A 26,097-nucleotide genomic window follows, 5' to 3' on the forward strand; every position below is an offset into this window, starting at 1 on the left:
CGGGCGGCACGGCCGCGACAGGCGGCGCCCCGCACGTGCCCGGCGCCGCCGGCCCGCCGCCGGACGGCCCCTGCGACGTCGAGGCCGACTGGCCCGCCCTGCGCGCGGTGGCCCGGGACGCGATGACCCGGGCGTACGCGCCCTACTCGGGCTTCCCGGTCGGCGCCGCGGCCCGCGTCGACGACGGCCGCACGGTCTCCGGCTGCAACGTCGAGAACGCCTCGTACGGCCTCGGCCTGTGCGCCGAATGCGGCCTCGTCTCCGAACTCCTGCGCACCGGCGGCGGCACCCTCACGCACTTCACCTGCGTGGACGGCGACGGCGAGATCCTGATGCCCTGCGGCCGCTGCCGCCAGCTCCTCTACGAGTTCGGCGGCCCTTCCCTGATCCTGGAAACCCCCAAGGGCTTCAGCACCCTGGGCGAACTCCTCCCTCAGGCCTTCGGCCCGGACCACCTGAGATAACGGGGATCTGCCGCGGGCCTGGGGCCCACGCGGGGGGCGGCCGCGATCGGGGGCACACGGCCAGGCAACGAGGGCGGGTGGGGCACCGATCAGGGGCGCGGGGAACTGCGCAAAGAACCACGGCGCACGGTCAGGCAACGAGGGCGGGTGGGGGCATCGACCAGGGGCGCGGGGAACTGCGCAAGAAGCCACGGCGCACGGTCAGGGAACGACGGCGGATGTGGCAGCGATCATCAGGGGCGCGGGGAACTGCGCGAAAAACCACGGCGCACGGTCAGGCAGCAACGGCGGGTGCGGCAGTGATCATCAGGGGCGCGGGGAACCGCGCGAAAACCACGACGGACAGCACGAGGGACAGAAGGACACCGCATGGACGCCATCTCGATCATCCGGGCAAAGCGCGACGCGCAACCCCTCACCGACCCCCAGATCGACTGGATCATCGACGCCTACACCCACGGCACCGTCGCGGACGAACAGATGTCCGCCCTGGCCATGGCCATCCTCCTGAACGGCATGACCCGAAGGGAGATCTCCCGCTGGACGGCAGCCATGATCGCCTCAGGTGAACGCCTGGACATCACGGGCGCCCTGGCGGCCGGCACGGCGCAGACCCCGCACGCCACAGCGACACCGGGGGCGCCGGGGACACCGGGTGCCCGGGGCGCCACCCCCGGCCCCACCACCGACAAGCACTCGACCGGCGGCGTGGGCGACAAGATCACCCTCCCCCTCGCCCCCCTCGTGGCCGCCTGCGGAGCCACCGTCCCGCAACTCTCCGGCCGCGGCCTCGGCCACACCGGCGGCACCCTCGACAAGCTGGAGTCCATCCCGGGCTGGCGGGCCCGCCTCAGCAACGCGGAGATGCTCGACGTGCTCCGCTCCGCCGGCTGCGTCGTCTGCGCCGCCGGCGACGGCCTCGCCCCGGCCGACCGCAAGCTGTACGCGCTGCGGGACGTCACCGGCACGGTCGAGTCGATCCCGCTGATCGCCTCCTCGATCATGTCGAAGAAGATCGCCGAGGGCACGGGCTCCCTGGTGCTCGACGTGAAGGTCGGCACGGGAGCGTTCATGAAGACGGTCGAGGACGCCCGCGAGCTGGCCACCACGATGGTCGGGCTCGGCACCGACCACGGCGTGCGGACGGTCGCCCTGCTCACCGGGATGTCCACGCCCCTCGGGCTCACCGCGGGCAACGCACTGGAGGTCCGCGAGTCCTTGGAGGTGCTGGCCGGCGGCGGCCCCGCGGACGTCGTCGAACTCACCCTGGCGCTGGCCCGCGAGATGCTGGACGCGGCCGGCCTGGCGGACGCCGACCCGGCGAAGGCCCTCGCCGACGGCTCCGCGATGGACGCCTGGCGCCGGATGATCAGCGCCCAGGGCGGCGACCCGGACGCCCCGCTGCCCACCTCCCGCCACCAGCACATCGTCACCGCCCCCGCCACCGGCGTGGTGACCCGGCTCGACGCCTACGACGTCGGCGTGGCCGCCTGGCGCCTCGGCGCGGGCCGCGCCCGCAAGGAGGACCCCGTCCAGGCCGCGGCGGGCGTCGAACTCCACGCGAAGCCGGGCGACGAGGTCACCAAGGGCGCCCCCCTCATGACCCTGCACACCGACACCCCGGACCGCTTCGACTACGCCACCGAGGCCCTCACCACGTCCTACGACATCGCCCCCCTGGGCACGGAGGTGCCGGTGGCACCGATTGTGCGGGAACGTATTGCCTGATCCTTCTATATCCCTTTCCGGTGAACGGCGTGCAATGGTCCGGCTGTGCTGCCGTTCGGCATGCTGTAGTCGGTGACGCACTGATTGGAGAACCGCCAGTGCGACACGAAGTCGCTCCACCCAAGTGGATGACCCGCAGGAGGGAAGAAGGTCATGAGCAGGTCATCCCGGACCAGTGTCCAGGGTCCGTCCCCACTTCCGCATGCGTCGCTGGCAACGGCGGGGCGTGAAGCCGGAAGCGTGAAGCTCAAGAGCAGCCCGGCCATCGGGCCGCAACAAGCGAGGGGAAGACCGGACGGGCTAATGAGAATGAACCCTTGAAGAAGTCCCGTAACTCCAGTGCCGCGTCGATGGTGAGCAGTCGGCGGCAATAGGCCCTTGCGCGGAAGAGCGCACGACGACCCCTGAAGATTGGCCGCGAAGGGGGAGGGCACCGTCGGGCCCGGGATTAAGAGGGAGCCCACCCCGGCCGCATCTTGTGGGAGCGGAACGTGGAAACCCCGTTGGAGTCCGAGAGTGTGATCATTCTCGGTAAGCCGGAGGTAACGAAGGCCCAAGCCTCCAGCGGGACAGGATGATCCGAGAAGCGAACGCCGATGGGGCGAAAGCCCAGAGGAAAGGGCCGCGGGTCCCCCACCCGCGTCACATAACTCGTCGGATACGGGGCGATACCCGGCCCGAAAGGGAGCCCACGCGGATCAGGTAGGCCCGTGAAGAAGAACTGCGAAGAACCCCGAACCGAAGGGCAAGTTGGATGCCGCAGGCAGGTGAAGCAGCGACGCCTGTGGCGGCGATGCCTCCTGCGACGGCGAACGGACCGGAGGACTACGCCCAGGCTTGGCACAGCATCGAATGAGGTTTTCTCAACGAAGATCATTTCAAGATTCCGTTGAGGACGAGTGCGGCACGGGCGATGTCGCCGATCCGGCTGGGACTGAGCGAGACCTTCTTGAGCGCGCGCCAGCGTTCCTTGAGTTCGGCGGCTGCGCGTTCGCCGAGGGCGCGCAGATCTCTGATCAGGGTGTTCGTGGTTCGGGTATCGGTGTGGAGGGCTTGCTCAGATCTACCCTGGGGGCGGCGCACCGGGATGTGGATGCCGATTCCGGCGCCGATGTAACCCTTGTCGGCAAGAGTCGGCAAACCGTCGGCGGCGGCCTTGTACAGAACGGGCAGGACGTGGATACGGGCCGCTGTGATGTCGGGGGTGGAGCCGGGCTCGACATCGGAGACCCACAGCGGGGTGCCGTTCGGGGAGGACAGGAACTGCACGTTGCCGCCGAACGCCTTGTGCTTCTGGCTGAACCACAGGTCGTTGCCGTTGTCGCGGACGCCGGCGAGACGGTCGGACTCGATGAGTGTGCCGTCCAAAATCACGTGCGTCATTCCTTCCCGCCGGCAGCGGTTCAGGACGTCGTGCAAGTCGGGGGCTTGGGCGGCCAGCGCGTCGATGCCTTCGTGGAGGTAGCGGTAGCCGGTGGCCTGGGAGACCCCGGCGTCGCGGGCCAGACAGTGCACGCACGCCTGCTCGCGGAACCAGCGCAGCACCAGCACGGCCTGACGGAACGGACCCAGCGCCCGCGACCCCCGCGGAGTGCCCAACCGTCGCCGGTGGGCGGCCAGCAGTCGTGAAAGGTGATCCACGACATGGCGCGGAACATCGAGCGTGGCAACATAGGTGACCAACGTGAAGCCTCTGGTGGGTCGGACGAGTTCTTGTGGTGAGACCTGTCCTACCAGGGGCTTTACGTCTGCTCACGACCAGGATGAGTTCGTCCGATCCACCCCGAGGCGAGCGGTTCACAACGCTTCGCGAAGATCATTTCTCTGAGAAAACCTCACTCGGCCAAGGCGGAAGCGTCAGTACGGCGACTGAGGCAGCGCATCTTCGCAGCCGCGCAGGAAGGGGACCTGAAGAAGGTCCGGAACTTGCAGAAGCTGATGCTGCGGTCCCACTCGAACACGCTCGTGAGCGTGAAGCGGGTGACGCAGCAGAGCACAGGCCGTCGGACGGCTGGGATCGACCGGGAACGAGCCCTCACTCCTGGTGAGCGGGGGCGGCTGGCTGCCGAGCTCGCCACGGAGCAGAGTCCGGGAAGCCCCTTGCCGGTTCGGCGCGTGTACATTCCAAAAGCCAACGGAAAGCAGCGCCCCTTGGGTATTCCGGTCATCCGCGACCGGGTACGCCAGGCCCGCGTCAAGAATGCGCTGGAACCCGAATGGGAAGCTCGGTTCGAGCAACGAAGCTACGGCTTCCGCCCCGGCCGGGGCTGCCATGACGCGATCGGCGCCATATTCATCATCGCAGGACGGAAACGGGCCAGGCGATTATGGGTGCTCGATGCGGACCTGACAGCGGCATTCGACCGCATTTCACACGACCACCTGATGAACCCCCTCGGGGATTTCCCGGCACGGGACGCGATCCGAGGATGGCTTAAAGCGGGAGTGATGGATCGCGGACGGTTCTCGTCCACCGAGGAGGGAACTCCTCAGGGCGGTGTAATCAGCCCGTTGCTGCTCAACGTGGCCTTGCACGGAATGGAGACGGCGGCCGGGCATCTCACAGGGGGACGCTCCAACAAGTCCCGAAGAGAGGCGCCTGTACTGGTCCGGTACGCGGACGACTTCGCTGTGTTCTGTCACAGTGAAGAGGAAGCGCGCCGGACCAAGGAGCGGTTGTCTGAGTGGATGATCCCGCGCGGGGTCGCCTTCAACGAGGAGAAGACGTCCGTTGTCCACCTTGAAGAAGGATTCGACTTCCTCGGGTTCAACATCAGGAGATACAACGGCACCCTGTTGATCAAGCCGAGCAAGGCGGCTGTAAGAGGGTCCGGGAACGGCTCCGCAGTGAAGTGATCGGCCTGCGAGGGGCGAACGCTGGTGCTGTGGTGAGAAAGCTCAACCCGATCATCAAAGGTTGGGCAACTTATTACCGGACAGTGGTGTCCAAGGAGACCTTCAAATCCCTGGACTTCTATGTGTGGAAGCTCACGCAGAAATGGGTCAAGCACTCCCACTCGAACAAACCGAAGAGCTGGCGCTTGGCCAGGTACTACGGTGCTTTCAACTCGACCCGGGAGGACCAGTGGGTGTTCGGTGACCGGAATTCCGGCACCTACCTCTACAAGTTCAACTGGACCAGAATTGTCCGGCACGTGATCGTCAAGGAAGGCAAATCCCCCGACGATCCATCGCTGACCGATTATTGGGCGAACCGCCGACGCAAAAGGATGCCCGGGACCGCCGACAGGTGGACCATCACCCTCGCATCCCGCCAGAAGGGGATCTGCCCGCTGTGCGAACAGCCACTGATCCCCGACGCCGAGTACACACCAGACAACCCCCGAGAGTGGGCCGCCTGGTTCTCGGCATCGATGAAGCCGCTGCACAAGCACCACTTCATCTACAGGCGCGACGGTGGATCGGACGGGCGGACAAATCTTCGCCTCGTACACGCCGAATGTCACCGCCAGCACCACGCTGGCGACCACAGAAGGGCCAAGCAAGATGACCGACCCGCGTGACTCCAGGGGCCCGCTTGAGCCGGATGCGGTGAACAGCCGCACGTCCGGTTCTGAGGGGGCCGGGGGGCGGCGACGCCCTCCGGCTACCCGACTGAGCGCACTCACCGTCGACCACTCGACGGCCCACGGTCACGAGTGGGACGACCTGGTCCGTATCTGGGAGGAGACGGACGCACCCGAGGGCTGCACGGTGGAGATCATCGAGGGAATCGTCACCGTGACGCCACCGCTGTCCAACGCGCACAACGACATTGCTGACTGCGTACAGCGTCGCTTGTATCAGGTCGTTCCCGAGGATTGGGGCGTGTATGCGACGCAGGGCACCGCGTTCCCGTTGAAGGACGGGCTCTACGTGCCGGATCTGGTCGCGGTGCCACGAGCCGTGCTGCGAGCAGAAGGCGGCAACTACATCCCCGCCACCACCGCCGAACTCGTCGTCGAGATCACCTCGAAGTCCAACGCCTCCACGGACCGCATCACCAAGGCCGCCGCCTACGCCTCCGCAGGAATCCCCCTGTACCTCCTCATCGACGCCTGGGCCCCGGGCGGCCCCACCGTCACCCTCTACGGAGAGCCCAAGGCGGACGTCTACCGGGTGCTCACCGCCGGCAAGTTCGGAGACACGATCAAGCTCCCCGAACCCTTCGGCCTGGATCTCGACACCAGCATCTTCCCCACGAGCGGCTGATGGGTGAGGTGCTCGTCGTCACCGGTTGAAGGCCTCGTTCAGGTGTTCATCGGTACGGGTGGCCAGGTCGGCCGGGCCGTCGAAGAGGTCCCAGTCGGGTGTTCGGGGATCGTCCCCGATGGTTCCGGAGGGCAGTCGCAGGGCACCGGCTGCCCACTCGATGGCGAGACTCTCCGGCGTCCTCCCCAGTACCGCCGCCAGGTCACGCAAGAGTGCCGCCTCGCTCCCGGTGACGGTGACCTTCGCGGTGATCTCCTCCGGACCGTGCGGCACGTCGGCAGGCTGGTCACTCATGACGGGGCGGCTCCTTCTTGGGGGGATACCTCACCATGGTGCACACAATCCGTGCAATGCAGTGCTGCCGCGGACCTTGGGGACTCGTTCGGGTGACCGTGGCCCGTGACCTCACCTTGGGATCGACCACCACCACCAGGCCGATGACATACCCGCCCCCGCCCGGTCTACCCGGTGTGGATGCCCTCACCCCAGCCCCGCTGGTCCTGCCCGAGCGTGCCGGGCCCGACGAACTGGCCCGGCTCTGTGCCGTCGTGCGTGCCCGGCTGGAGGTGGCGCGGGGAGGGGTGGTCGTGTGCGATGCACGGGCGGTCCGGGGCGCGGGGCTGGAGGCCGTCGAGATGCTGGCCCGCCTTGAGCTTGCCGCGCGGCGTGCCGGGGGCCGGATCCGGATCCGGGGCGCCGCGCCCGGGCTGCGCGCGCTGTTAGCCCTGGTCGGCCTCCGCTTCGAGATGGAGCGGGAGACCGAAGGCGGGGAAGAGCCGGGCGGTGTCCAGGAACGAGGTGAGGCCGGTGATCCGCCCCTCTGACATTTCGAGGACCTGCAACGCCCATGCGTCGTGCCCCGGCCCGCTCGTGCTGCGGCGGTACTGGCCGAAGGCCGGCGTGCCGTTCGCCACGGTGGGCAGCAGGCGCGAGCCGCGGCAGCCCGCACCCTTGCCGAGCATCCACGCCTCGATCTCGCCCGGGCCGCGCAGCCACAGGTCGTACGGCGGCATGGACAGCACGGCGTCCTCGTGGAGGAGCGCGGTCAGCTCCTTCATGTCGTAGCCCTCGAAGGCGCGGACATAGCGCTCCAGGAGCTTCTGCTGCTCCTCGTCCATCGGCTTGAGGGGCTCGCTGTCCTTGACGCGGGCCGCGGCGAGGGTGGCGCGGGCGCGCTGGAGGGCGCTGTTCACCGAGGCGACCGAGGTCTCCAGCAGCTCCGCGACCTCGCCGGCCCGCCAGGCCAGCACCTCCCGCAGGATCAGCACGGAGCGCTGCTTCGGCGGCAGGTGCTGGAGCGCCGCGACGAACGCCAGCCGCACCGACTCGCGGGCCACCGCCTCCTGCGCGGGGTCCGCCGAGGAGGGCAGCACGCGGCCGTCGGCCACGGGTTCGAGCCAGGTCGGCTCCGGGCGCTCCTTGAGCACCGCGGTCGCGGCGGCCCCCGGCTCGGTGAGGTCCATGGGGCGGGCCCTTCGGTTCCCTGCGCTGAGGTGGTCGAGGCAGACGTTGTTCGCGATGCGGTAGAGCCAGGAGCGCAGCGAGGAGCGGCCCTCGAAGCGGTCGTACCCGCGCCAGGCGCGCACCATGGTGTCCTGCACCGCGTCCTCCGCCTCGAAGGACGAGCCGAGCATGCGGTAGCAGTAGCCCGTCAGCTCCGTGCGGTACTGCTCCAGGCGCCTGTCGAGGTCAGCCTCGTCTGTCGTCGTAGCCGTCATGTCGCTCATCGCCCACCCCTGTGGCCTCTCCCGTGTGCGAGCCCTGCCGCGCCGCGGGCGGTCCGCGGTGCCTTCGAATCCGTACCGCGGAAGCTACAGCAGCCCACTGACAACGGCCCCCGACGTGGGACATCCCGGTGCGGACGCGACACATCCCCCTGCGGAGAGGTGCAGGGGGCGCGTCCTCAGTGCGCCGAGGGAGCCGGGCCGCCCACCTGGTGGCGGCGTGCCGCCCGCGTGCCGAGGAGGGTGATCACGGCGACGCCCGCGACGGCCAGCAGCCCGAGGGCCACCATGCCGCTCCAGCCCGCCGCGCGGAAGGCGATCGCGCCGAGCGCGCTGCCCGCGCTGGAGCCGATGTAGTAGCCCGACTGGTACAGCGCGGAGGCCTGCGCGCGGCCGTGCTGCGCCGTCCGGCTGACCGCGGAGGACGCGACCGCGTGGCCCGCGAAGAAGCCGGCCGTGATGAGGACCAGGCCCAGCAGCACCGCCGGCAGCGAGTCCGCCAGCGACACCAGCAGCCCGGCCGCCGTGGTGCCCGCGGCCAGGTAGAGCGCGCCACGCCGGCCCAGCCGGTTCACGAGCCGTCCGGCCGCCGCGGAGGAGCCCGTGCCGACCAGGTAGATCACGAAGACGGATCCGATGAGGCCCTGCGGGAGGGAGAACGGCGCGTCGCTCAGGCGGTAGGCGATGACGGTGTACGAGCCGCCGAAGACCATCATGAAGAGCGCACCGATGGCGTACAGCCGCCGCAGCAGGGGGTTCGCCAGGTGGTCGCGGACGGCACGCACCAGCGCCCGGGCGTCGACGGCGGCCTCGGCCCCGGCCGGGGAGGTACCGCGCGCCGGCGCGCCCCCGGAGCGCCCGGCCCCCGCGGCGCGCCCCCGCCGCGGCGCGGGCAGCAGCACCCGGAACAGCGCCGCGCACACCAGCGCGATCAGCCCGATCGCGCCGACCGCCCACCGCCAGCCCCACTCCTGGGCGATCCAGCCCGAGATGATGCGGCCGCTCATGCCGCCGATGCTGTTGCCCGCGACGAACAGCCCCACCGCGGCGACCAGCGCCTTCGGCCTGACCTCCTCCGCGAGGTAGGCCATGGCGGACGCCGGCAGCCCCGCCAGCGCCGCACCCTGCGCGGCCCGCAGCGCCACCAGCACCCCGATCGACGGCGCGAACGGCACCAGCAGTCCCACCACCACCGCGACGGCCAGGGACGCGGTCATCACCGTCCGCCGCCCGCCTCCGCGGCCCGAGGGACGGTGCCGCCAGCGCTCGGACAGCATGCTCAGCGGCAGCACGGCCAGCGCCAGGGCGCCGGTCGCCGCCGAGACGGTCCAGGCCGCCGTGCTCTCGCCCGCCCCGAACTCCTGCGAGAGCAGCGGCAGGAGCGCCTGCGTGGAGTAGAGCATCGCGAACGTCGCGACGCCCGCCAGGAACAGCGCCACGCTCACCCTGCGGTACCCGGGCGTGCCCGGCGCGAGCCGCTCGTCACCGCCCGCCGCGCCGTCGCCGGGGGAGGCGGAGTGCTCAGGAGAGACGGAACGCTCAGGGGCGATGGAACGTTCAGAGGCGGCGGAACGCTCGGCGGCGACGGAGTGTTCGTGGGCGGCGGAAGGCTCGGCTGCGACGGCGTGTTCGTGAGCGAGGGAACGCTCGGGAACGCGGGAAACGGAGGCGCCGGCGACCGGCGCACCGGAATCAGCAGCAGGCATACCTCGAACGTACGGGCGTCCACTTGATGCGTCCAATGCATGAAACTGCTTCAATCGATCACATGACGCATGACAGCAGGTCGGGGCCGCGAGTGCACTCCACAGGTGATCCGGAAGACATCGTGACGCTGCTGGCGCCCCGGCTCGCGCAGTTCGCCGGCGTCGCGCGCAGGGAGCACGTGACCCGTGCCGCGCAGGAGATGCGGATCCCGCAGTCCACGCTCTCCCGCGCCCTCGCCCGCCTCGAACGGGACCTGGGCGTCGACCTGTTCACCCGCCGCGGCCGTGCGCTCTCGCTCACCCCGGCGGGACGCACCTTCCTGGCCTCCGTCGAGCGCGCGCTCGGGGAGGTGGAGCGCGCCGCGGAGGCCGTGCGGGCCGACGCCGACCCCGCCACGGGCAAGGTCGCCTTCGGGTTCCTGCACACCATGGGCTCCGAGACGGTGCCCGGCCTGATCAGGGCGTTCCGCGCCGACCACCCGGGGATCCGCTTCAGCCTGGTGCAGAACTACGGCGAGGCCATGCTGGAGCGGCTGCGGGCCGGGGAGCTGGACCTGTGCCTGACCTCACCGGTGCCGAGCGAGCCCGGCCTGGTCGCCACCCGGCTCGACGAGCAGCGGCTGCACCTCGTCGTGCCCGACGACCACCGGCTCGCCGGACGCAGGCGGGTCAGGCTCGCCGAGGCCGCCGACGAGGCCTTCGTGACGCTGGAGCCGGGCTACGGCATGCGGCGCATCGCGGACGACCTGTGCCGGGCGGCGGGGTTCAGGCCCCGGATCGCGTTCGAGGGGGAGGAGACGGAGACGTTGCGCGGGCTGGTCGCCGCGGGGCTGGGCGTGGCGCTGCTGCCGCCGCCCCCGGTGCCCCGCCCGGGCGTGGCCGAACTGACCGTCAGCGCCCCGCGCGCGGCCCGCGAGATCGGCGTCGCCTGGCTGGAGGGCCGCGAGGACACGCCCCCGGTGGCCGCCTTCAAACGCTTCCTGCTGTCCCGCAGGGACCGCCTGCTGCCCCGCTGACGGCACGGGGCCCGCCCTCGGAGCCCCCGAACCCCCGCCCCCTCAGCGCACCTTCGTCGCCCGCCGCGGCGCCCCGCTGAACCCGGAGGCCAGCGGCATCCGCAGGCCGAGCGGCGGCGGCGCGGCGAGCGCGTCCTGCACCGGGCGCGAGAACGGGTGCCCGAACATCGTCCCCAGCGCGAAGTCCGTGGTCAGCGCGGTGATCTCGGAACGGTACTGGCGCAGCCCGTGCCCGTCGGAGTGCACCTCGAAGCGGCACACGTCGCGGTTGGCCTTCTTCGCGCGCGCGGCCAGCCGGAAGGACAACTCCGGGTCCGTGCGCTGGTCGTTGGTGCCGTGCACGATCAGCACGTGCCGTCCCGAGAGCTGCTTGACCGGCTCCGGGGACGCGGCGACGTCGTCCTCGGGCAGCCAGGGGGCCAGCGCCACCACGGCCTCGACGGCGTCGTGCCCGCCCGCGTGCAGCGCCGCCCGGCCGCCCATGCCGGCGCCCACCAGGCAGATCGGCACGTCACCGTAGCGCCGCACGCACTCGTCGGCGGCCCGGAACGCGTCCTGCGCGAGCTGTGCCTGGGCGCCGTTCCAGCCCCGGTAGCGGTAGTGCACGACGTGCGCGGTCAGGCCCTCCATGCGGCCCGCGTGGACGAGCGTGCGGCCGAGCAGGCCCAGGGACAGCGAGGCGAGCGGCGGGGGCCTGCGGCCGGAGACCTCCGCGCCGCGCGGCAGCAGCAGCACCACGCCCCCCACCGTTCTCGGCTCGGATCCGATCGCCCTCCCCAGCCTGGGCCCCGGCGTCGCTTGCTCTGCCATGACAGAACAGTGTCAGAAGCAGTGGTGTACGCGACCCGTCCGCACGATCACTGTTACGTATCGACCCGTTGTCCGCTCATCGGTCTACGCGCGTAGGAGTAGGATGCGGAAGATGACCAGCAAGTCCACCCAGAACCATGCCATTCCGAGTCCGGACGAGATCGGGCGCGCGCCCAAGGTACTGCTCCACGACCACCTCGACGGCGGCCTGCGGCCGGGCACCGTCGCCGACCTCGCCGAGGCGGCCGGGTACCGGAACCTGCCCGAGACGGATGCCGGAAGGCTCGGCGAGTGGTTCCGGGCCGCCGCGGACTCCGGCTCGCTGGAGCGGTACCTGGAAACGTTCTCGCACACCGTGGGCGTGATGCAGTCCGCGCAGGCGCTGCACCGGGTGGCCGCCGAGTGCGCCGAGGACCTGGCGGAGGACGGGGTGGTCTACGCGGAGGTGCGGTACGCCCCGGAGCAGCACCTTCAGGCGGGCCTCGCGCTCCCCGAGGTCGTCGAGGCGGTCAACGCGGGCTTCCGCGAGGGCGAGCGGCGGGCACGGGAGCGGGGCCGGCGGATCCGGGTCGGCGCGCTGCTGACGGCGATGCGGCACGCGGCCCGCGCGCTGGAGATCGCCGAACTGGCCAACCGCTACCGGGACGACGGCGTCGTCGGCTTCGACATCGCGGGCGCCGAGGCGGGCTACCCGCCCACCCGGCACCTCGACGCCTTCGAGTACCTCAAGCGCGAGAACAACCACTTCACCATCCACGCCGGCGAGGCCTTCGGCCTGCCGTCCATCTGGCAGGCGCTCCAGTGGTGCGGCGCCGACCGGCTGGGGCACGGGGTGCGCATCATCGACGACATCGAGACCGGCGACGGCGGCTCGGTGCGGCTCGGCCGCCTGGCCTCCTACGTCCGCGACAAGCGGATCCCGCTGGAGATGTGCCCGACGTCCAACCTCCAGACCGGCGCGGCCCCCTCCTATGCCGAGCATCCGATCGGGCTGCTGCGCAAGCTGCACTTCCGCGTCACCGTCAACACCGACAACAGGCTGATGAGCGGCACCACCGTGAGCCGCGAGTTCGAGCATCTGGTCGGCACGTTCGGATACACGCTCGACGACATCCAGTGGTTCACCGTCAACGCCATGAAGTCGGCTTTCATCCCTTTCGACGAACGGCTGGCCATGATCAATGACGTCATCAAGCCGGGCTTCGCCGAACTGAAGTCCGACTGGCTGTTCCGCGACGCGGCCTCCACCGGCGCCGCCGCGGGCTCCCACGGCTGATCCGGCGGCGCCGGGGCGGGTGGCAGGCGCTCGGTGGTGTGCACAAAAAAGGGAAATAGCCGGTCGTTTCGGTGATTGCGGACTTCGGTGGGTCCGGATACGTTCGGGGACCGCTCAAGCCCCCGTCGAAGGACGCACCTGACCATGAAGCAGTCCACCGTCAAGACTCTCGGCGTCGCCGCGCTCGGCGCGTTCCTCGCCGCCGCGGGAGCCGGCGCGGCGCAGGCGGCCGCACCCGCTGCGCGGGAGGTCCCTCAGCCCGCGACCTCGGGGGCACGTGAGGTGCCCCCACCGGACCCGGCGCTGTCGCTCCGCTCGCTGACCCAGAGGGTGCCACGTGCCCAGAACGCCCTCGGGAACACTCTGAGGCCGACCACCCAGATCGCGACGAACGCGCTGGAGGGTACCGGCCCGGTTCGTCAGGCGGGTCAGTTGGTCGGCGGTCTGCCCGCTGACCAACTGAACAAGGCGGCGGCGCTCGGTGCGCTACCGACCCGCGCGCTCCCGCTCGGCCGCTGACGGGCGCGTGGCGCACCCGCCCGACCGCGAACGGCGGGGTGCCGGGAGCCTCTCCTGCGAGGACGGCCCGGCACCCCGCCGCGGCGGTTCACCAGGCGCGGCCCGCCTGGTAGTGGCTCTCCCGGCGGATGGCGCCCTCGTCGGGCAGCAGGATCCACAGGGCGAGGTAGAGCAGGCACTGCGGTCCCGGCAGCAGGCAGGACAGCAGGAAGAGGATGCGCATGGTGCGCGCGGAGGTGCCGAAGCGCTGTGCCAGCGCCGCGCACACCCCGCCGATCATCCGTCCGTGAGTGGGGCGGGCCAGGGCGGTCATCAGGGGCTCCTTCGCGGTGGGTCGTGCGGTTCGGGCGGCCCCGTCGGCCGCCCCCCGTTGACATCCACGCTACGGTCCTTGCCCTGCCGAACCGTCGGTCTACGGGGCTATCCGCACCCTGGCAATCGTCGGGGTCGTCCCCTGAGACGCGTCCTCGGGAGAACCCCCGGTGAGGCCGCCGGCGGGGCCTGCCGAGAGGCCGGAGAAGGGTTCCGGGAGACCGTCCGGGAAGGCGTCCGGACGGCCGTCCGCGCCGTCCTCGGAAAGACCGCGGCGGCAGGACCGCGGTCCCCGGATGCCTGCCCTGCGGCGCAGCCGCGCCCTGGCGGCGGGAACCACGGCGAGGTGCAGCAGCGCCACGCCGAGCGGGTTGAGCAGCAGCGCGTCGACGTCGACGACCTGGCCGGGCACCCCGGTCTGGAGCAGTTCGATCGCGATGGAGAGCAGGGTGGCCGCGGTGACCGTGCGGACCAGGGAGCCGAGCGGGGAGGCGGTCAGCCGGCCGCCCGTCAGCGGCAGCAGCACTCCGAGCGGGGCGAGCAGCAGCATGCCGGAGCCTATGCGCCGGACGGCCTCCCCGGGGCCGAGCGCCAGGTCCGCCCTGATCCCGGCGAGCAGGTGCAGGTTGGCGGGGCTCACCCAAGGCACGTCCAGCGGCCGCAGCGTGATCCAGGAGACGAACAGGAGATGCGCGGCGAGGAGGATGGCTCCTGCCGCGCGGTAGCGGATCGGTATGGTGCCGCCGCGGGACGGTTGACGCTGCACGTAGCGCAAGACGCGCTCTCGGCCGCCGATGGTTCCGCGTGCACCCCGGTGCCCCACTGCGCGTGCCGCGCCCCCTTCCGGGTGGGCTTCGCGTGGGGGTGCGCCCTGGCCCCCTCCGGGGTGGGGCTTCGCGCGCTGCGGCCCGGCCCACCTCAGGGGTGGGGCCTTGCGTGGGGCTGCGCCCCCGCGCCCCTGGCCGGGCCGGGGTGACCCGGAAGTCTGCGCCCCGTAGGGCGCGTCAGCGGCCCGGAGCCGGTGTCGAGGGCGGCGTCGTGGCGCCGGGGCGTGAGCGGACCTCCGGCGTGCACGTGTACCGCTTGACGGGGGCGCGGCCGGGCCCGCCGAGGAAGACGGTTCCGTCGTCCGCCGCCGCCGCGGAGTTCGCCAGGGTGCACACGATCTGGGCCAGCGCGTACGACGTCAGCTCGTCGGGCGGCGTGCCGAGCCGCAGCGCCGCGCCGGGGTCGCCCTTGCGGCCGCCGGTGACGGCCGTCCCGCCCCGGACGTCCGTCGTGTAGCCGGCCTGCCGCTCCGGGGTCGGCGGCCGCTTCGCCAGCTCGCCGAGGAGTGCCTGCGCCACCCGTACCCGGTCGTCGGCCACCGCCGAAGGGATCCGCACGCTGCGGTCCACCGTCACGAGCTGCGAGCTGCACACCAGGAAGACCTGGACGGGGATGCCCTGCGCGCTCTCCGCCGTCATGCCCTGCCCCGACACCGAGCACGGCGCCCGGGACGGCGCGGGGCCGAAGTCCGTGGGCACCTCGGTGGCCCGGATGCCGCAGCCGGTCAGCAGCGCGAGCAGCGCCAGCGTGCCCACCGCGACCCGGCCGCAGTGCCTGTGGATGCGCGTCAGGCCGTGCAGCCGGCCGGTGCGGCCCGCCCTCATCGGCTGCCCCCTTCGGTGTCCCCCCGTGCCGGGTCCGGCGCGCCGGACCCGCCTTGCTCCGCGGGGCCGGCGCCACCGCCGCCGTCGCGTTCGCCTGTGCCCTCGCCGGGCCCGTGCTCCCCGCCGCTGTCCCGCGCGCCCTCCGGAGCCTCCGGCGTGATCGTGTAGCGCGGCAGGCGCAGGGTGAAGACGGCGCCGCCCTCGGGGGTGTTGCGCGCCGTGATCCCGCCGCCGTGGATGTGCGCGTTCTCCAGGGCGATGGACAGGCCGAGCCCGCTGCCGTCCGAGCGCGGCCGGGAGGCGCTGGCCTTGTAGAACCGGTCGAAGACGTGCGGCAGGACCTCCTCCGGGATGCCGGGCCCGTGGTCGCGCACCGCGATGACGACGTCCTCCGCGCTGCGCGCGTGCCCCGTGCCGTCCTCGTCGCCGCCGCGGGAGATCGCGGCGTCCCGCCGCTCGCCGCCGTACCGCCCGGCGTCCCCGGGGCGCTCGCCGGCCGGGCACCGCTCGGTGCGCACCGAGACCCGCACCGGGGACCCGCCGTGCTTGAGGGCGTTGCCGATCAGGTTGGCGAGGATCACGTCGAGGCGGCGCGGGTCGAGCCGGGCGACGACGCCGCGCTCCGCGTCCAGCTCGACGGCGTCCAGCCACGCGCGGGCGTCGATGCAGGCGGTGATCTGGTCGGCGATGTCGACGTCGTCCAGCACCAGACGGGCGGTGCCCGCGTCGAAGCGGGTGACCTCCATCAGGTTCTCCACGAGGTTGTTCAGCCGCCGGGTCTCGCTGACGACCAGCCGGACCGCCGGCTCGATCATCGGGTCGATGCCGCCGCTCTCGGCGTCCAGCTCCTCCTCCAGCACCTCCGTGACGGCGGTGATCGCGGTCAGCGGGGTGCGCAGCTCGTGGGACATGTCGGCGACGAAGCGGCGCGAGGCCTCGTCCCGCGCGCTCATGTCCGCGACGCGCTTCTCCAGGGCCTCGGCGGTGCTGTTGAACGTCCGCGACAGCTCCGCCAGCTCGTCGGTGCCGGACACCCGCAGCCGGGTGTCGAGCTTGCCCTCGCCGAGGTGGCGGGCGGCGACCCCGAGCCGGTGCACGGGCTTGAGCACGGTCGTCGCGGCGGCCTGCGCGAGCAGCGCGGCGACGACCAGCGCGAGGGCGGTGGCGATCCCCAGCGACCAGGCCAGCGAGTCGAGGTCCTTGGCCTCCGGCTCCAGGGACTTGAACGCGTACCCGGTGGGCCCGCCGCCGATCACCTTGGCGCCGCCGACCAGGTACGGGGTGTCGTGCAGCACGATCCGCTGCCAGTACATGTGGTACGGGTACGAGTTGTGCGAGCCGAGCGCCTGCTGCTGGTTCACGGCGTCGCGCAGCGACTTGGGCACGTCCCGGAGCGTGAAGCCGTCCAGGTCGGAGTCGCCCACGAGCTGCCGGCCGCGGTCGTCCTCGCCGACCAGCAGCACGCTGAAGTGCTGGTTCGTGTCGGCCATCAGGCCCGCGGTGTGCTGGAGCTCGTCCTGCGTCGCGTCGGGCCGCAGGACGGCGGCGCGGGTCTGCATCTCCTGCTGGAAATCGCTGAGCGCGGCGTCCTGGGTGCGGGTGAGCACCGCCTCGCGGTTCAGCCAGTACGCGATGCCGGACGCCGAGACCGCGGCGGTGAGCGCCACCAGGCCGAAGACGACGACGAGCCGCAGCCGCAGGCTGGTGCTGCGGCGCCGCGTGCGGCGGGAACGGAAGGCACGGAACCCCTTCCGCCGCCGTGTGTCGTCCCGGTCCCTGGGAGAGTCCTGCCCGGCCTCGCCGGCGGCCGGGGCCCGGTCGTGCAGATCGGTCACTGAGGCGTGTCCAGCCGGTAGCCGACGCCGCGGACCGTGCGGATCAGGGTGGGCGAGGACGGTACGTCCTCCACCTTGGCGCGCAGCCGCTGCACGCAGGCGTCGACCAGGCGCGAGTCGCCCAGGTAGTCGTGCTCCCAGACAAGCCGCAGCAACTGCTGGCGGGAGAGCGCCTGGCCGGGCCGGCGGCTCAGCTCCAGCAGCAGGCGCAGCTCGGTCGGGGTGAGCTGGAGGTCCTCGCCGTTCTTGGTGACCGTCATCGCGGCACGGTCGATGACGAGGCTCCCGAACGTCGCCGAGTCGTTCGCCTCCCGCTCGCCGCGCCGCAGCACCGCCCGGATCCGGGCGTCGAGCACCCGGCCCTGCACCGGCTTGACGACGTAGTCGTCGGCGCCCGACTCCAGGCCCACGACGACGTCGATGTCGTCGCTGCGGGCCGTCAGCAGGATGATCGGGAGCTGGTCGGTGCGCCGGATGCGCCGGCACACCTCGAAGCCGTCGATCCCGGGCAGCATCACGTCCAGCACGATGAGATCCGGCCGCTGCTCGCGCAGCAGGTTCAGGCCGTCCTCGCCGGTGGCAGCGGTGGCCACACGGTGTCCCTGGCGCGTCAGCGACAGCTCCAGGGCCGTGCGGATGGCGTCGTCATCCTCGATCAGCAACAGGGAAGGCACAGGCGTCATTCTGACGTATAGGGCCCCGGCGTTTCGACTGTTGTCCCACTCCCACCCACGACCCACCCATGAAACGTCTCTCACACGTCTCTCACCTGCGGGAACGCGACCGCCCGGGGCGTTCACAAGATCCGCGCGGAGGAGCCGGATCGGTCAGTTATGCGGTCTTTTGGCGCTTGAATGAAGGTTAGTTAGCGAACATAGTCATACATCCAACTATTTCCCTTTCATACCCTTTAATCCCGCATATCGGCTGTCCTCGGAAGTCCGTGTCATCCACCCTCGCCTGTGACAGGCCTGTGACAGTCGGCGGACACCGCCATGAAGTGGCACAGGCAGTCTTTTGGACATCGCAAGAGACCGGAACTCCACCGACGGGGGGCGCGAGATGAACACGCTGCACAGCACCGCCACGAGCGCGGTCGTGACGCGTTTGCACGATGCAGTGCCGCGGCCCGGCGGAAAGCACGAGAAGTCCGGTGCCGTGGGCGGGCGGGGGTGCGCTCGCGGCGCCGGGCGTCAGCACACCGGGTGCATGACGGTGGTTGACGCGTACGAGAACAGGGCCCCCATGGCGGCCCAGGTCCAGGAAGCGGCCGCGTACGGGCAGGACGCGGGGGAGCGGAGCCCCGACGCGGGGACCTCCACGGCCTCGGACGCCGAGGCGGCGTTCACCGCCTACGTCCAGGAGCGCCGTGCCTCCCTGTACGCGACCGCCTACCACCTGACCGGTGACCGCTTCGAGGCCGAGGACCTGTTGCAGAGCGCGCTGTTCTCGACGTACAGGGCCTGGGACAGGATCAGCGACAAGGCCGCGGTCGGCGGCTACCTGCGCCGCACCATGACCAACCTGCACATCAGCGCCTGGCGGCGGCGCAAGCTCAACGAGTACCCGACCGAGGAGCTGCCCGAGACCCCGGGCGACACGGACGCGATGCGCGGCACGGAACTGCGCGCGGTGCTCTGGCAGGCGCTGGCGCGGCTGCCCGAACTCCAGCGCACCATGCTGGTCCTGCGCTACTACGAGGGCCGTACGGACCCGGAGATCGCGGACATCCTCGGCATCAGCGTCGGCACGGTGAAGTCCAGCATCTGGCGGTCGCTGCGCCGCCTCCGCGAGGACGAGGTCCTGAGCTTCGGCCGGGACCAGGAGGAGTCCTTCGGCGAGCTGGTCGCCTGAGGGCCCGCGGGGGAGCGGCGGGACCGCACGGGAAGTCCCCGGGGTTCATCGGAACCACGGGGCAGCGGGGGAAGGCAACACCAGGGGGAAGCGCGGGACCGGAGGGCCGGGGGGGCCGTCCGGTCCCGCGTGCTGTCAGGGGGCTGCCGGCTCGCCTACGCCGACGCCGTCCGCACGTCACCGTCCGCCGCCGCGGCCGTCAGCCGGGCCACGGCCTCCGTGGTGCCGCACGGGTGGGCGCCCAGGGCCGTCTGGCGGGTCACGATGGAGCGCTCGGCGCGCATCAGCCGCCAGCCGCGGCGCAGCAGGAACGCCGTGGACTTCCGGCCCTCCCTGAGGTCCCGCAGCAGCCGGCGCCGGAACGTGGTCGACGGCCGGCCGCGCAGGCAGAGCGCGTCGGCGAGCACCCCGAGTTCACGGCACGCGTCCAGGACCTCCGCCGCGAACACGCCCTCCGCGACGAACAGCGGGGCGCCCGCGAGGTCGAGCGTCCTCGTCCCCACCCGGGCGCTGCTCGCGATGTCGTACACCGGCAGCCGGGTGCGCCCGGTGCGGCACAGCTCCTCGACCGCGGCGACGGCCACCCGGGCGTCCCAGGACGCGGGCGAGTCCCAGTCGACGTCCGGCGAGCCCGGCACCTGCGGCAGCGTCGGGTCGTGCCCCTCCTTGTAGAAGTCGTCGAGGCAGAGCACGGGCAGGCCGCTCCGCGCGGCGAGCGATGACTTTCCTGAGCCCGAAGGGCCGCACAGCAGCACGACCCGGGCGGGTATCGGGGGATTCGGGGTCACGAGAGTCCAGTGTGCGCCATGAAGGCCGCCAGGCCGAACCCGCGCGCCGTGCCCGGGTGGTGTCATCGCGCGGTGCACCGGGGCGACGGCGGGCGCGGCGTTCGTCCGGGGCGCCCCCGGGCGGGCCGGGGGCGCCGGGGCGTCGGGGGTCAGTACGAGCTGCCCGAGACTCCGAGCGCGCCCGTCGGGTGCCAGACCGTCTTGGTCTCCAGGAAGGCCGTCAGGCGGCCGGTGCCGGGGTCGGCGGTCCAGCCGTGTCCGTCGGGGCCGTCCACAGGCTGTGGACGCAGGACCCGCTTGAGGTTGTCCGCGGCCGCCGTCTCCAACTCCTTGGCCAGGCCCGCGTCCGCGCCCGTCAGGTCGATGGCGTTGACGTCCTGGTGCGCGGCGAGCGGCGCGGCGATCTCCGCCGTCCGGCCGGACAGGACGTTCACGACACCGCCGGGCAGGTCCGAGGTGGCCAGCACCTCGGCGAGCGACAGGGCGGGCAGCGGGGCGTGCTCGCTGGCGACCAGCACGGCGGTGTTGCCCGTGGCGATCACAGGTGCCAGCACGGACACCAGGCCGAGGAGCGCAGAGCGCTGCGGGGCGAGCACGGCCACCACGCCCGTGGGCTCCGGCGTGGAGAGGTTGAAGTACGGGCCCGCGACCGGGTTACCGCCGCCGACCACCTGGGCGATCTTGTCGGTCCAGCCCGCGTACCAGACCCAGCGGTCGATCGCGGCGTCCACCTGGGCGGCCGCTTCGGCGCCCGGCAGGCCCTCGGCGTCGGCCACCTCGCGCACGAACTGCTCGCGGCGGCCCTCCAGCATCTCCGCGACGCGGTACAGGATCTGGCCGCGGTTGTACGCCGTCGCGCCCGACCAGCCGCCGAACGCCTTGCGGGCCGCCACCACCGCGTCCCTGGCGTCCTTGCGCGAGGCCCGCGGCGCGTTCGCCAGCCAGCCGCCCCTGGAGTCGGTCACCTCGTACACCCGGCCGCTCTCACTGCGGGGGAACTTCCCCCCGACGTACAGCTTGTAGGTCTTGAGGACGCCCAGGCGCGCCCCGGCTGAGGCCGCTGGGGCCGCTGGAGTCGCTGGGGTCTCCGGGGTCGTCGGCGTCGCTGACGGCTCAGACATCGAGGTAGGCCTCCAGACCGTGCCGGCCGCCCTCGCGGCCGAAACCCGACTCCTTGTAGCCGCCGAACGGCGAGGTCGGATCGAACTTGTTGAACGTGTTGGACCAGACGACGCCCGCCCGCAGCTTGTTCGCGACGGCCAGGATCCGGGAACCCTTCTCCGTCCAGATGCCCGCCGACAGGCCGTACTGGCTGTTGTTGGCCTTGGCGACGGCCTCGTCGGGGGTGCGGAACGTCAGCACCGAGAGCACCGGGCCGAAGATCTCGTCACGGGCGACGGTGTGCGCTTGGCTGACGTTCGTGAAGAGCGTGGGCGCGAACCAGTAGCCGGACGAGGGGAGTTCGCACGGCGCCGTCCACCGCTCGGCGCCCTCGGCCTCGCCGGTCTCGGCGAGCCTGGTGATCCGGGCCAGCTGCTCGGCGGAGTTGATCGCCCCGATGTCGGTGTTCTTGTCCAGCGGGTCGCCGAGCCGCAGCGTCGCCAGCCGGCGCTTGAGGGAGTCGAGCAGCTCGTCCGCGATCGACTCCTGCACCAGCAGCCGGGAGCCCGCGCAGCAGACCTGGCCCTGGTTGAAGAAGATGCCGCCGACGATGCCCTCCACCGCCTGGTCCACGGGTGCGTCGTCGAAGACGATGTTGGCGCCCTTGCCGCCCAGCTCCAGCGTGAGCTTCTTGCCGGTGCCCGCGACCGTCCGGGCGATCTCCTTGCCGACCGCGGTCGAGCCGGTGAACGCGACCTTGTTCACGTCCGGGTGCGCGACGAGCGCCGCGCCCGCGTCGCCGTAGCCGGGCAGGATGTTGACCACGCCCTTCGGCAGGCCCGCCTGGCGGCAGACGCCCGCGAAGAACAGCGCGGACAGCGGGGTGGTCTCGGCCGGCTTCAGGACCACCGTGTTGCCGGTGGCCAGCGCCGGGGCGATCTTCCAGGCCAGCATGAGCAGCGGGAAGTTCCACGGGATGACCTGCCCCGCCACGCCCAGCGGGCGCGGGTTCTGCCCGAAGCCGGCGTGCGGCAGCTTGTCCGCCCAGCCGGCGTAGTAGAAGAAGTGCGCGGCGACCAGCGGCAGGTCCGCGTCGCGGGTCTCCCGGATCGGCTTGCCGTTGTCCAGCGTCTCCAGGACGGCCAGCTCCCGCGCGCGCTCCTGGATGATCCGGGCGATCCGGAACAGGTACTTGGCCCGCTCGGCGCCCGGCAGCCCGGACCAGCCCGGGAACGCCGCCCGGGCGGCCCGCACCGCGCGCTCCACGTCCGCGGCGCCGGCCTGCGCGACCTCGGAGAGCACCTCCTCCGTCGCCGGGCTGACCGTCTTGAAGACCCGGCCGTCCGCGGCGTCCGTGAACTCGCCGTCGATGAACAGGCCGTAGGAGGGCGCGATGTCGACGTGTCCGCGGGACTCGGGTGCGGGGGCGTAGGCGAACATCGGGGACGGGGTCGCGCCGGCGCGGGAGGCGCGGGCATCCGGGGTCGCGTTCGGTGCGGACACGCCCGGTTCGGTGGCGTGCCCCGCCGCGGTTGCGGTGGCGGTTCCGGTTTCGGTCCCGGTGGGAGCGGGACGGCTCGCCTCGTCGGGACGGCCGGTCGCGTCTGGACGGCCGGCCTTGTCGGGACGGCCCGCCTTGTCCGGGCGGCGGGTCCCGTCCTGCGGGCCCTTCGCGTGGTTCGTGGTCATGAGTCTCAGTCCACCGTCACGTAGTCGGGGCCGGAGTACCGTCCGGTCCTCAGCTTCTGGCGCTGCATCAGCAGGTCGTTCAGCAGCGAGGACGCGCCGAAACGGAACCAGTGGGGGTGCAGCCAGTCCTCGCCGGCGGTCTCGTTCACCAGCACCAGGAACTTGATCGCGTCCTTGGACGTGCGGATCCCGCCGGCCGGCTTCACGCCGACCTGTACCCCGGTCTGCGCCCGGAAGTCACGCACGGCCTGGAGCATCAGCAGGGTGTTCGACGGGGTGGCGTTCACCGCGACCTTGCCGGTGGAGGTCTTGATGAAGTCGGCGCCCGCGAGCATGCCGAGCCAGGAGGCGCGGCGGATGTTGTCGTACGTGGACAGCTCGCCGGTCTCGAAGATGACCTTCAGGCGGGCGGCGCCGCTCGCCTCCTTCACGGCGCGGATCTCGTCGTACACCTTCAGGTAGTCCCCGGCCAGGAAGGCGCCGCGGTCGATGACCATGTCGACCTCGTCGGCGCCCGCGCTGACCGCGGAGCGCACGTCCGCCAGCTTGACGTCCAGTGCGGCGCGGCCCGCGGGGAAGGCGGTGGCGACGGAGGCGACGTTGATGCCGGTGCCGGCGACGGCCTCCTTGGCGGTGGCCACCATGTCCGGGTACACGCAGAGGGCGGCGACCCGCGGGGTCGAGCGGTCGGTGGGGTCCGGGTTCGCGCCCTTCGCACCCAGCGAGCGGACCTTGCCCGGGGTGTCCGCACCCTCCAGAGTGGTCAGATCGATCATGGAGATGGCCAGGTCGATGGCGTACGCCTTGGCCGTCGTCTTGATCGACCGGGTGCCGAGCGCCGCGGCACGCGCCTCCAGGCCGACCGGGTCCACCCCGGGCAGGCCGTGCAGGAAGCGGGTCAGGGCGCGGTTGGACGCGGTGGCGTCGGTGAACGGGGCGGGCGGGAGCGCGGAGGCCGGCACGGGCGGGGCGGCGGCCGGCGCGTCGTGTGCGGTGGTCGACATGGTCACGAGGGGAGCATATCTACACGCGTAGCGGCGGTACAGGGGAGCGGCTTCGGGGGCCGCCGGGGAGCCGATTCCGGGGCTATGGGGGCGATATCGGGCGGCTCGGTCACGGGGCGGGCCCGGTTCGGGTGCCGATCGTGCACATGAGGCGTGATGGGGGCGTGACCCTGGCGTGATTCAGGCGGGTGGCGGGTGTCAGGCAGAATCGCGGTATGACGACCTCCGATCCCGGACCGCGGCGTGCAGAGCAGGAAGACGGTGCGTCGCGTGCGGATGACGCGCGCGACGCGGATGCCCGCGGGGTGGAGGAGCAGGACGCGGGGGCGCACGGCGCGGGGGCGCGTGACGTGCCGGGGGGTGGTGCGCGGGGTGCGGGCGGTTCCGTGCCGGCGGCTCGCGACGGGGACGGTTCCGTGCCGGGGCCCCGTGGCGGGGATGGTTCCGTGCCGGGGGCCCGTGGCGGGGAGTCCGGTGGCCCGGACGGCGGGGAGGCCGAAGCCCCGGCCCGCGGCGAGGCCGAACCCCTGACCGGCGGTGACGGTCCCGGCGGCGAGCCCGGCGGTCCGGCGGATGAGGCCCCCGAGGTCGAGGGCGAGGCGGTGGAGGGTGAGGCATCCGTGGGCGGGGTGCCCGATCCCGCCCGGCCGGCGGCCGAGCCCGAGCGGCCGTCCTCGCCGGACCGCGTGTTCCGCTCCGGCGGCGGGATGGCCGGCGGCGTCCTCCTGCTGGCGCTGGTCGTGTGGCTGGGCGTCGACGCGCTGATCCGCGGGAAGGGCCACACGCCCTGGCTGGCGCTGGCCACGATGCTGCTGCTCGTGCCGCTGGTCTCGGCGTACACGCTGCGTCCCGCGGTGTTCGCGAACGAGGAACGGCTGCGGGTCCGCAACCCCTTCCGGATCATCACGCTTCCCTGGGCCGCCGTCTCGGCGCTGCGCTCCGGCTACACGAACGAGGTGCTGGACCAGGCCGGCGTCAAGTACCAGTTGTGGGCCATTCCCGTGTCGCTGCGTGCCCGCAAGAAGGCGGGGCGTGCGCAGGTGCGGGCCACCGCGGGGGAGCCCCGCGGTGGTGGGGGCGTCTTCGGAGGTGGGCGCGCCCGGGGGCTCGGCGGTGCGTTCGGCGGGGGTACCGCGGAGGTGGCGCAGCCTCGGGCCGGTGAGGGAGATTCGACGCGGGCCCGGGGTGACCGGAGCATGGATGATCTGCGTGAGCTTGCGGAGGGGGGTGCCCCGGGGGGTGCTGCTGCGCAGGGGGCTGCTGCGCAGGGCGGGGCCGAGGTCAGGTGGGCGTACGAGGTGATCGCGCCTGCCGTCGCGGGGCTTGTGTTGTTGGCGGTGCTGCTCGGCATCGGGTGACGGGTGGTCGCGCCGCCCGGTGAGCCCCTATCCGGGGTCGCCCGTGTCCGTGGAGTGGGCCCGTGCCGGGGGCTGCCCCTCCGGGCGGGGTGTTCGGTTGTTTCGGGATCTTCCGGCCTGGAGGAGGCCTGGCGACGAGGGGGGCCGGGGGAGGCCCGGCGAAGGGGCCCAGGGAAGGCGGCAGGCGCTCCCGGCGTGCGCTCGGGGCGGTACTGGCGGGCGCGGTCCTCGCGCTGGTGGCCGCGTGCGCGCCCGGCGGCTCCGGCGCGGCGGCCGGGCCAGGGGCGCGGGCCACGGACCTCGGGCCCGCCTCGGACGTCGCGCCGGAGCCGCCGCGCGCGGGTGCGGCCCGCGGGGCGCCACCGGTACGCCGGCCCGGCCGGGGGGCCACCACATCGCCCGCACCCGGACCGTCCGGCGCGCCGTCTCCCGCCACCGCGTCCCCGGCGGCCGGTGAGCCGGAGGCCGGCGGCCCGGCGGCAGGGGCGGCCGGCACCGGGCGCACCAGGGGCCCCGACCTGTCCCGTACCGCCCCGCCCGGGCCCGTACGCGCCACGCCGTTCAGGGGCTCGGCGACCGCCGGCAAGCCCGTGCCACCGGCCCTGAAGCCCGCGCCCGGCCGGGCCGTCCTGCGGATCGGCGGCTGGAGCGCCGCGGTCATCCGGGGCGGCCAGGAGGAGGTGGACGCCTGCCAGGACGCGGTGCAGTGGGCCGGACCCGACATCGGTACCGAGAACGGTTACCGGATGCGCACGACCGTGATCGTCGGCCACGACTTCTGCGGCTTCGCGCAGTTCGGGGCCATGCCCGTCGGCAGCACCGTCACGCTGGAGACCACCCGCGGGACATGGAGGTACCGCGTGTACTCCACGTACATCGCCCCCGGCCGCGGCGTTCCCGCCGCGGGACTGTACTGGGGCGACCTCACCCTCCAGTCGTGCGTGGGGCCGGACACCGGGTTCAGCTACCTGATGCGGATGTGAAGGCCCTCCCGGGAGTGTTCACCGGGCCTTCGCCCCGCGGAGAGGGTCAGGGCGGGTGCCTTCGAG

General features: G+C 72.3%; 24 protein-coding genes and 1 pseudogene. 11 read left to right on the forward strand and 14 right to left on the reverse strand.

Translation table 11 applies throughout. The features are described 5' to 3' along the window. Positions 1-35 precede the first annotated feature (35 nt). Positions 36-464, forward strand: a complete 429-nt coding sequence (locus Sm713_RS40100) for a cytidine deaminase (protein ID WP_283249794.1) — start codon at positions 36-38, stop codon at positions 462-464. Between the two features lie 369 nt (positions 465-833). Beyond that, positions 834-2,192 (forward strand): thymidine phosphorylase, encoded by a 1,359-nt coding sequence (locus tag Sm713_RS03970; protein ID WP_212908292.1) that lies wholly within the window; start codon positions 834-836, stop codon positions 2,190-2,192. 873 nt (positions 2,193-3,065) lie between these two features. On the opposite strand, the gene Sm713_RS03975 is transcribed toward Sm713_RS03970, so the two are convergent. Continuing rightward, positions 3,066-3,875, reverse strand: coding sequence for a transposase family protein (locus Sm713_RS03975; RefSeq protein ID WP_212907842.1), 810 nt, complete (start codon positions 3,873-3,875; stop codon positions 3,066-3,068). A gap of 132 nt (positions 3,876-4,007) precedes the next feature. Here Sm713_RS03975 and ltrA point away from each other — a divergent pair. Both ltrA and Sm713_RS03990 read left to right on the forward strand, forming a co-directional pair. Further along, a pseudogene (ltrA, locus tag Sm713_RS41585) lies at positions 4,008-5,716 on the forward strand (group II intron reverse transcriptase/maturase). A gap of 91 nt (positions 5,717-5,807) precedes the next feature. Next, positions 5,808-6,404, forward strand: coding sequence for a Uma2 family endonuclease (locus tag Sm713_RS03990; protein ID WP_212911764.1), 597 nt, complete (start codon positions 5,808-5,810; stop codon positions 6,402-6,404). An 18-nt stretch (positions 6,405-6,422) separates the two neighbouring features. Here the strand turns inward: Sm713_RS03990 and Sm713_RS03995 are convergent, their stop codons facing one another. Further along, positions 6,423-6,698 (reverse strand): hypothetical protein, encoded by a 276-nt coding sequence (locus tag Sm713_RS03995; RefSeq protein ID WP_212908293.1) that lies wholly within the window; start codon positions 6,696-6,698, stop codon positions 6,423-6,425. 143 nt (positions 6,699-6,841) lie between these two features. Here Sm713_RS03995 and Sm713_RS04000 point away from each other — a divergent pair, with 143 nt between their 5' ends. After that, a complete protein-coding gene (locus Sm713_RS04000) occupies positions 6,842-7,228 on the forward strand; it encodes an STAS domain-containing protein (protein WP_212908294.1) in 387 nt (128 codons plus the stop codon). Here Sm713_RS04000 and Sm713_RS04005 read toward each other — a convergent pair. Together Sm713_RS04005 and Sm713_RS04010 are read right to left on the reverse strand one after the other, a co-directional pair. Continuing rightward, positions 7,124-8,131, reverse strand: coding sequence for a sigma-70 family RNA polymerase sigma factor (locus tag Sm713_RS04005; protein WP_212908295.1), 1,008 nt, complete (start codon positions 8,129-8,131; stop codon positions 7,124-7,126). The genes Sm713_RS04000 and Sm713_RS04005 overlap by 105 nt on opposite strands. Before the next feature lie 176 nt (positions 8,132-8,307). After that, positions 8,308-9,834 carry an MFS transporter gene (locus tag Sm713_RS04010; protein WP_212908296.1) on the reverse strand — a complete coding sequence of 509 codons (1,527 nt, stop codon included), beginning with the start codon at positions 9,832-9,834 and terminating at the stop codon, positions 8,308-8,310. A gap of 62 nt (positions 9,835-9,896) precedes the next feature. On the opposite strand from Sm713_RS04010, the gene Sm713_RS04015 reads away from it, so the two are divergent. Beyond that, positions 9,897-10,850, forward strand: a complete 954-nt coding sequence (locus Sm713_RS04015; RefSeq protein ID WP_212908297.1) for a LysR family transcriptional regulator — start codon at positions 9,897-9,899, stop codon at positions 10,848-10,850. Positions 10,851-10,892: 42 nt separating this feature from the next. Here Sm713_RS04015 and Sm713_RS04020 read toward each other — a convergent pair whose 3' ends face one another. Beyond that, entirely contained in the window at positions 10,893-11,660 is a 768-nt protein-coding gene (locus tag Sm713_RS04020; RefSeq protein WP_212908298.1) for a prolyl oligopeptidase family serine peptidase, read from the reverse strand. Positions 11,661-11,772: 112 nt separating this feature from the next. Between Sm713_RS04020 and Sm713_RS04025 the strand changes: the two genes are divergently transcribed. Next, the gene (locus tag Sm713_RS04025; RefSeq protein WP_212908299.1) at positions 11,773-12,936 is read left to right on the forward strand and encodes an adenosine deaminase; all 1,164 of its coding nucleotides are present in this window, start codon (positions 11,773-11,775) and stop codon (positions 12,934-12,936) included. A gap of 144 nt (positions 12,937-13,080) precedes the next feature. Continuing rightward, positions 13,081-13,455 carry an ATP-binding protein gene (locus Sm713_RS40105; protein ID WP_249416070.1) on the forward strand — a complete coding sequence of 125 codons (375 nt, stop codon included), beginning with the start codon at positions 13,081-13,083 and terminating at the stop codon, positions 13,453-13,455. A gap of 88 nt (positions 13,456-13,543) precedes the next feature. Here Sm713_RS40105 and Sm713_RS04035 read toward each other — a convergent pair whose 3' ends face one another. The 5 genes from Sm713_RS04035 to afsQ1 all read right to left on the reverse strand — a co-directional run bounded on the left by Sm713_RS04035 (position 13,544) and on the right by afsQ1 (position 17,928). Further along, the gene (locus tag Sm713_RS04035) at positions 13,544-13,768 is read right to left on the reverse strand and encodes a PspC domain-containing protein (protein ID WP_212908300.1); all 225 of its coding nucleotides are present in this window, start codon (positions 13,766-13,768) and stop codon (positions 13,544-13,546) included. A 99-nt stretch (positions 13,769-13,867) separates the two neighbouring features. Continuing rightward, complete coding sequence (locus Sm713_RS04040; RefSeq protein ID WP_212908301.1) at positions 13,868-14,533, reverse strand: VanZ family protein; 666 nt, start codon at positions 14,531-14,533, stop codon at positions 13,868-13,870. A gap of 238 nt (positions 14,534-14,771) precedes the next feature. Beyond that, positions 14,772-15,419, reverse strand: a complete 648-nt coding sequence (locus Sm713_RS04045; RefSeq protein WP_249416071.1) for a hypothetical protein — start codon at positions 15,417-15,419, stop codon at positions 14,772-14,774. Beyond that, a complete protein-coding gene (locus Sm713_RS04050; protein WP_374195956.1) occupies positions 15,416-17,254 on the reverse strand; it encodes a sensor histidine kinase in 1,839 nt (612 codons plus the stop codon). Before Sm713_RS04050 ends, Sm713_RS04045 begins: the two co-directional genes overlap by 4 nt. Continuing rightward, positions 17,251-17,928 (reverse strand): two-component system response regulator AfsQ1, encoded by a 678-nt coding sequence (afsQ1, locus tag Sm713_RS04055; RefSeq protein WP_212908302.1) that lies wholly within the window; start codon positions 17,926-17,928, stop codon positions 17,251-17,253. The genes Sm713_RS04050 and afsQ1 overlap by 4 nt, the downstream gene beginning before the upstream one ends. Before the next feature lie 388 nt (positions 17,929-18,316). On the opposite strand from afsQ1, the gene Sm713_RS04060 reads away from it, so the two are divergent. Continuing rightward, positions 18,317-19,108 carry a SigE family RNA polymerase sigma factor gene (locus Sm713_RS04060; RefSeq protein ID WP_212908303.1) on the forward strand — a complete coding sequence of 264 codons (792 nt, stop codon included), beginning with the start codon at positions 18,317-18,319 and terminating at the stop codon, positions 19,106-19,108. Positions 19,109-19,263: 155 nt separating this feature from the next. Here the strand turns inward: Sm713_RS04060 and Sm713_RS04065 are convergent, their stop codons facing one another. The 4 genes from Sm713_RS04065 to deoC form a co-directional block, all read right to left on the reverse strand. Beyond that, positions 19,264-19,896, reverse strand: a complete 633-nt coding sequence (locus tag Sm713_RS04065; protein ID WP_212908304.1) for a uridine kinase — start codon at positions 19,894-19,896, stop codon at positions 19,264-19,266. 149 nt (positions 19,897-20,045) lie between these two features. Beyond that, on the reverse strand, positions 20,046-21,017 hold the full coding sequence (locus tag Sm713_RS04070; protein ID WP_212908305.1) for an aldehyde dehydrogenase family protein: 972 nt from the start codon (positions 21,015-21,017) through the stop codon (positions 20,046-20,048). Then, positions 21,010-22,437 carry an aldehyde dehydrogenase family protein gene (locus Sm713_RS04075; protein WP_212911767.1) on the reverse strand — a complete coding sequence of 476 codons (1,428 nt, stop codon included), beginning with the start codon at positions 22,435-22,437 and terminating at the stop codon, positions 21,010-21,012. The genes Sm713_RS04070 and Sm713_RS04075 overlap by 8 nt, the downstream gene beginning before the upstream one ends. Before the next feature lie 254 nt (positions 22,438-22,691). Beyond that, on the reverse strand, positions 22,692-23,690 hold the full coding sequence (deoC, locus tag Sm713_RS04080; protein ID WP_212908306.1) for a deoxyribose-phosphate aldolase: 999 nt from the start codon (positions 23,688-23,690) through the stop codon (positions 22,692-22,694). Positions 23,691-24,136: 446 nt separating this feature from the next. On the opposite strand from deoC, the gene Sm713_RS40110 reads away from it, so the two are divergent. Beyond that, entirely contained in the window at positions 24,137-25,048 is a 912-nt protein-coding gene (locus tag Sm713_RS40110) for a PH domain-containing protein (protein WP_308293146.1), read from the forward strand. 236 nt (positions 25,049-25,284) lie between these two features. After that, positions 25,285-26,031 carry a hypothetical protein gene (locus Sm713_RS04090; protein ID WP_212908308.1) on the forward strand — a complete coding sequence of 249 codons (747 nt, stop codon included), beginning with the start codon at positions 25,285-25,287 and terminating at the stop codon, positions 26,029-26,031. Positions 26,032-26,097 lie beyond the last annotated feature (66 nt).

This window comes from Streptomyces sp. TS71-3, assembly GCF_018327685.1.
Taxonomy (GTDB): Bacteria; Actinomycetota; Actinomycetes; order Streptomycetales; family Streptomycetaceae; genus Streptomyces.

Bases quoted from the DNA above. Each gene is read 5' to 3' on its own strand.
- Sm713_RS03970 (WP_212908292.1), top strand. From the start codon at position 834: ATGGACGCCATCTCGATCATCCGGGCAAAGCGCGACGCGCAACCCCTC.
- Sm713_RS03995 (WP_212908293.1), bottom strand. From the start codon at position 6,698: ATGAGTGACCAGCCTGCCGACGTGCCGCACGGTCCGGAGGAGATCACC.
- Sm713_RS04000 (WP_212908294.1), top strand. From the start codon at position 6,842: ATGACATACCCGCCCCCGCCCGGTCTACCCGGTGTGGATGCCCTCACC.
- Sm713_RS04005 (WP_212908295.1), bottom strand. From the start codon at position 8,131: ATGAGCGACATGACGGCTACGACGACAGACGAGGCTGACCTCGACAGG.
- Sm713_RS04010 (WP_212908296.1), bottom strand. From the start codon at position 9,834: ATGCCTGCTGCTGATTCCGGTGCGCCGGTCGCCGGCGCCTCCGTTTCC.
- Sm713_RS04015 (WP_212908297.1), top strand. From the start codon at position 9,897: ATGACGCATGACAGCAGGTCGGGGCCGCGAGTGCACTCCACAGGTGAT.
- Sm713_RS04020 (WP_212908298.1), bottom strand. From the start codon at position 11,660: ATGGCAGAGCAAGCGACGCCGGGGCCCAGGCTGGGGAGGGCGATCGGA.
- Sm713_RS04025 (WP_212908299.1), top strand. From the start codon at position 11,773: ATGACCAGCAAGTCCACCCAGAACCATGCCATTCCGAGTCCGGACGAG.
- Sm713_RS40105 (WP_249416070.1), top strand. From the start codon at position 13,081: ATGAAGCAGTCCACCGTCAAGACTCTCGGCGTCGCCGCGCTCGGCGCG.
- Sm713_RS04035 (WP_212908300.1), bottom strand. From the start codon at position 13,768: ATGACCGCCCTGGCCCGCCCCACTCACGGACGGATGATCGGCGGGGTG.
- Sm713_RS04045 (WP_249416071.1), bottom strand. From the start codon at position 15,419: ATGAGGGCGGGCCGCACCGGCCGGCTGCACGGCCTGACGCGCATCCAC.
- Sm713_RS04060 (WP_212908303.1), top strand. From the start codon at position 18,317: ATGAACACGCTGCACAGCACCGCCACGAGCGCGGTCGTGACGCGTTTG.
- Sm713_RS04070 (WP_212908305.1), bottom strand. From the start codon at position 21,017: ATGTCTGAGCCGTCAGCGACGCCGACGACCCCGGAGACCCCAGCGACT.
- Sm713_RS04075 (WP_212911767.1), bottom strand. From the start codon at position 22,437: ATGTTCGCCTACGCCCCCGCACCCGAGTCCCGCGGACACGTCGACATC.
- deoC (WP_212908306.1), bottom strand. From the start codon at position 23,690: ATGTCGACCACCGCACACGACGCGCCGGCCGCCGCCCCGCCCGTGCCG.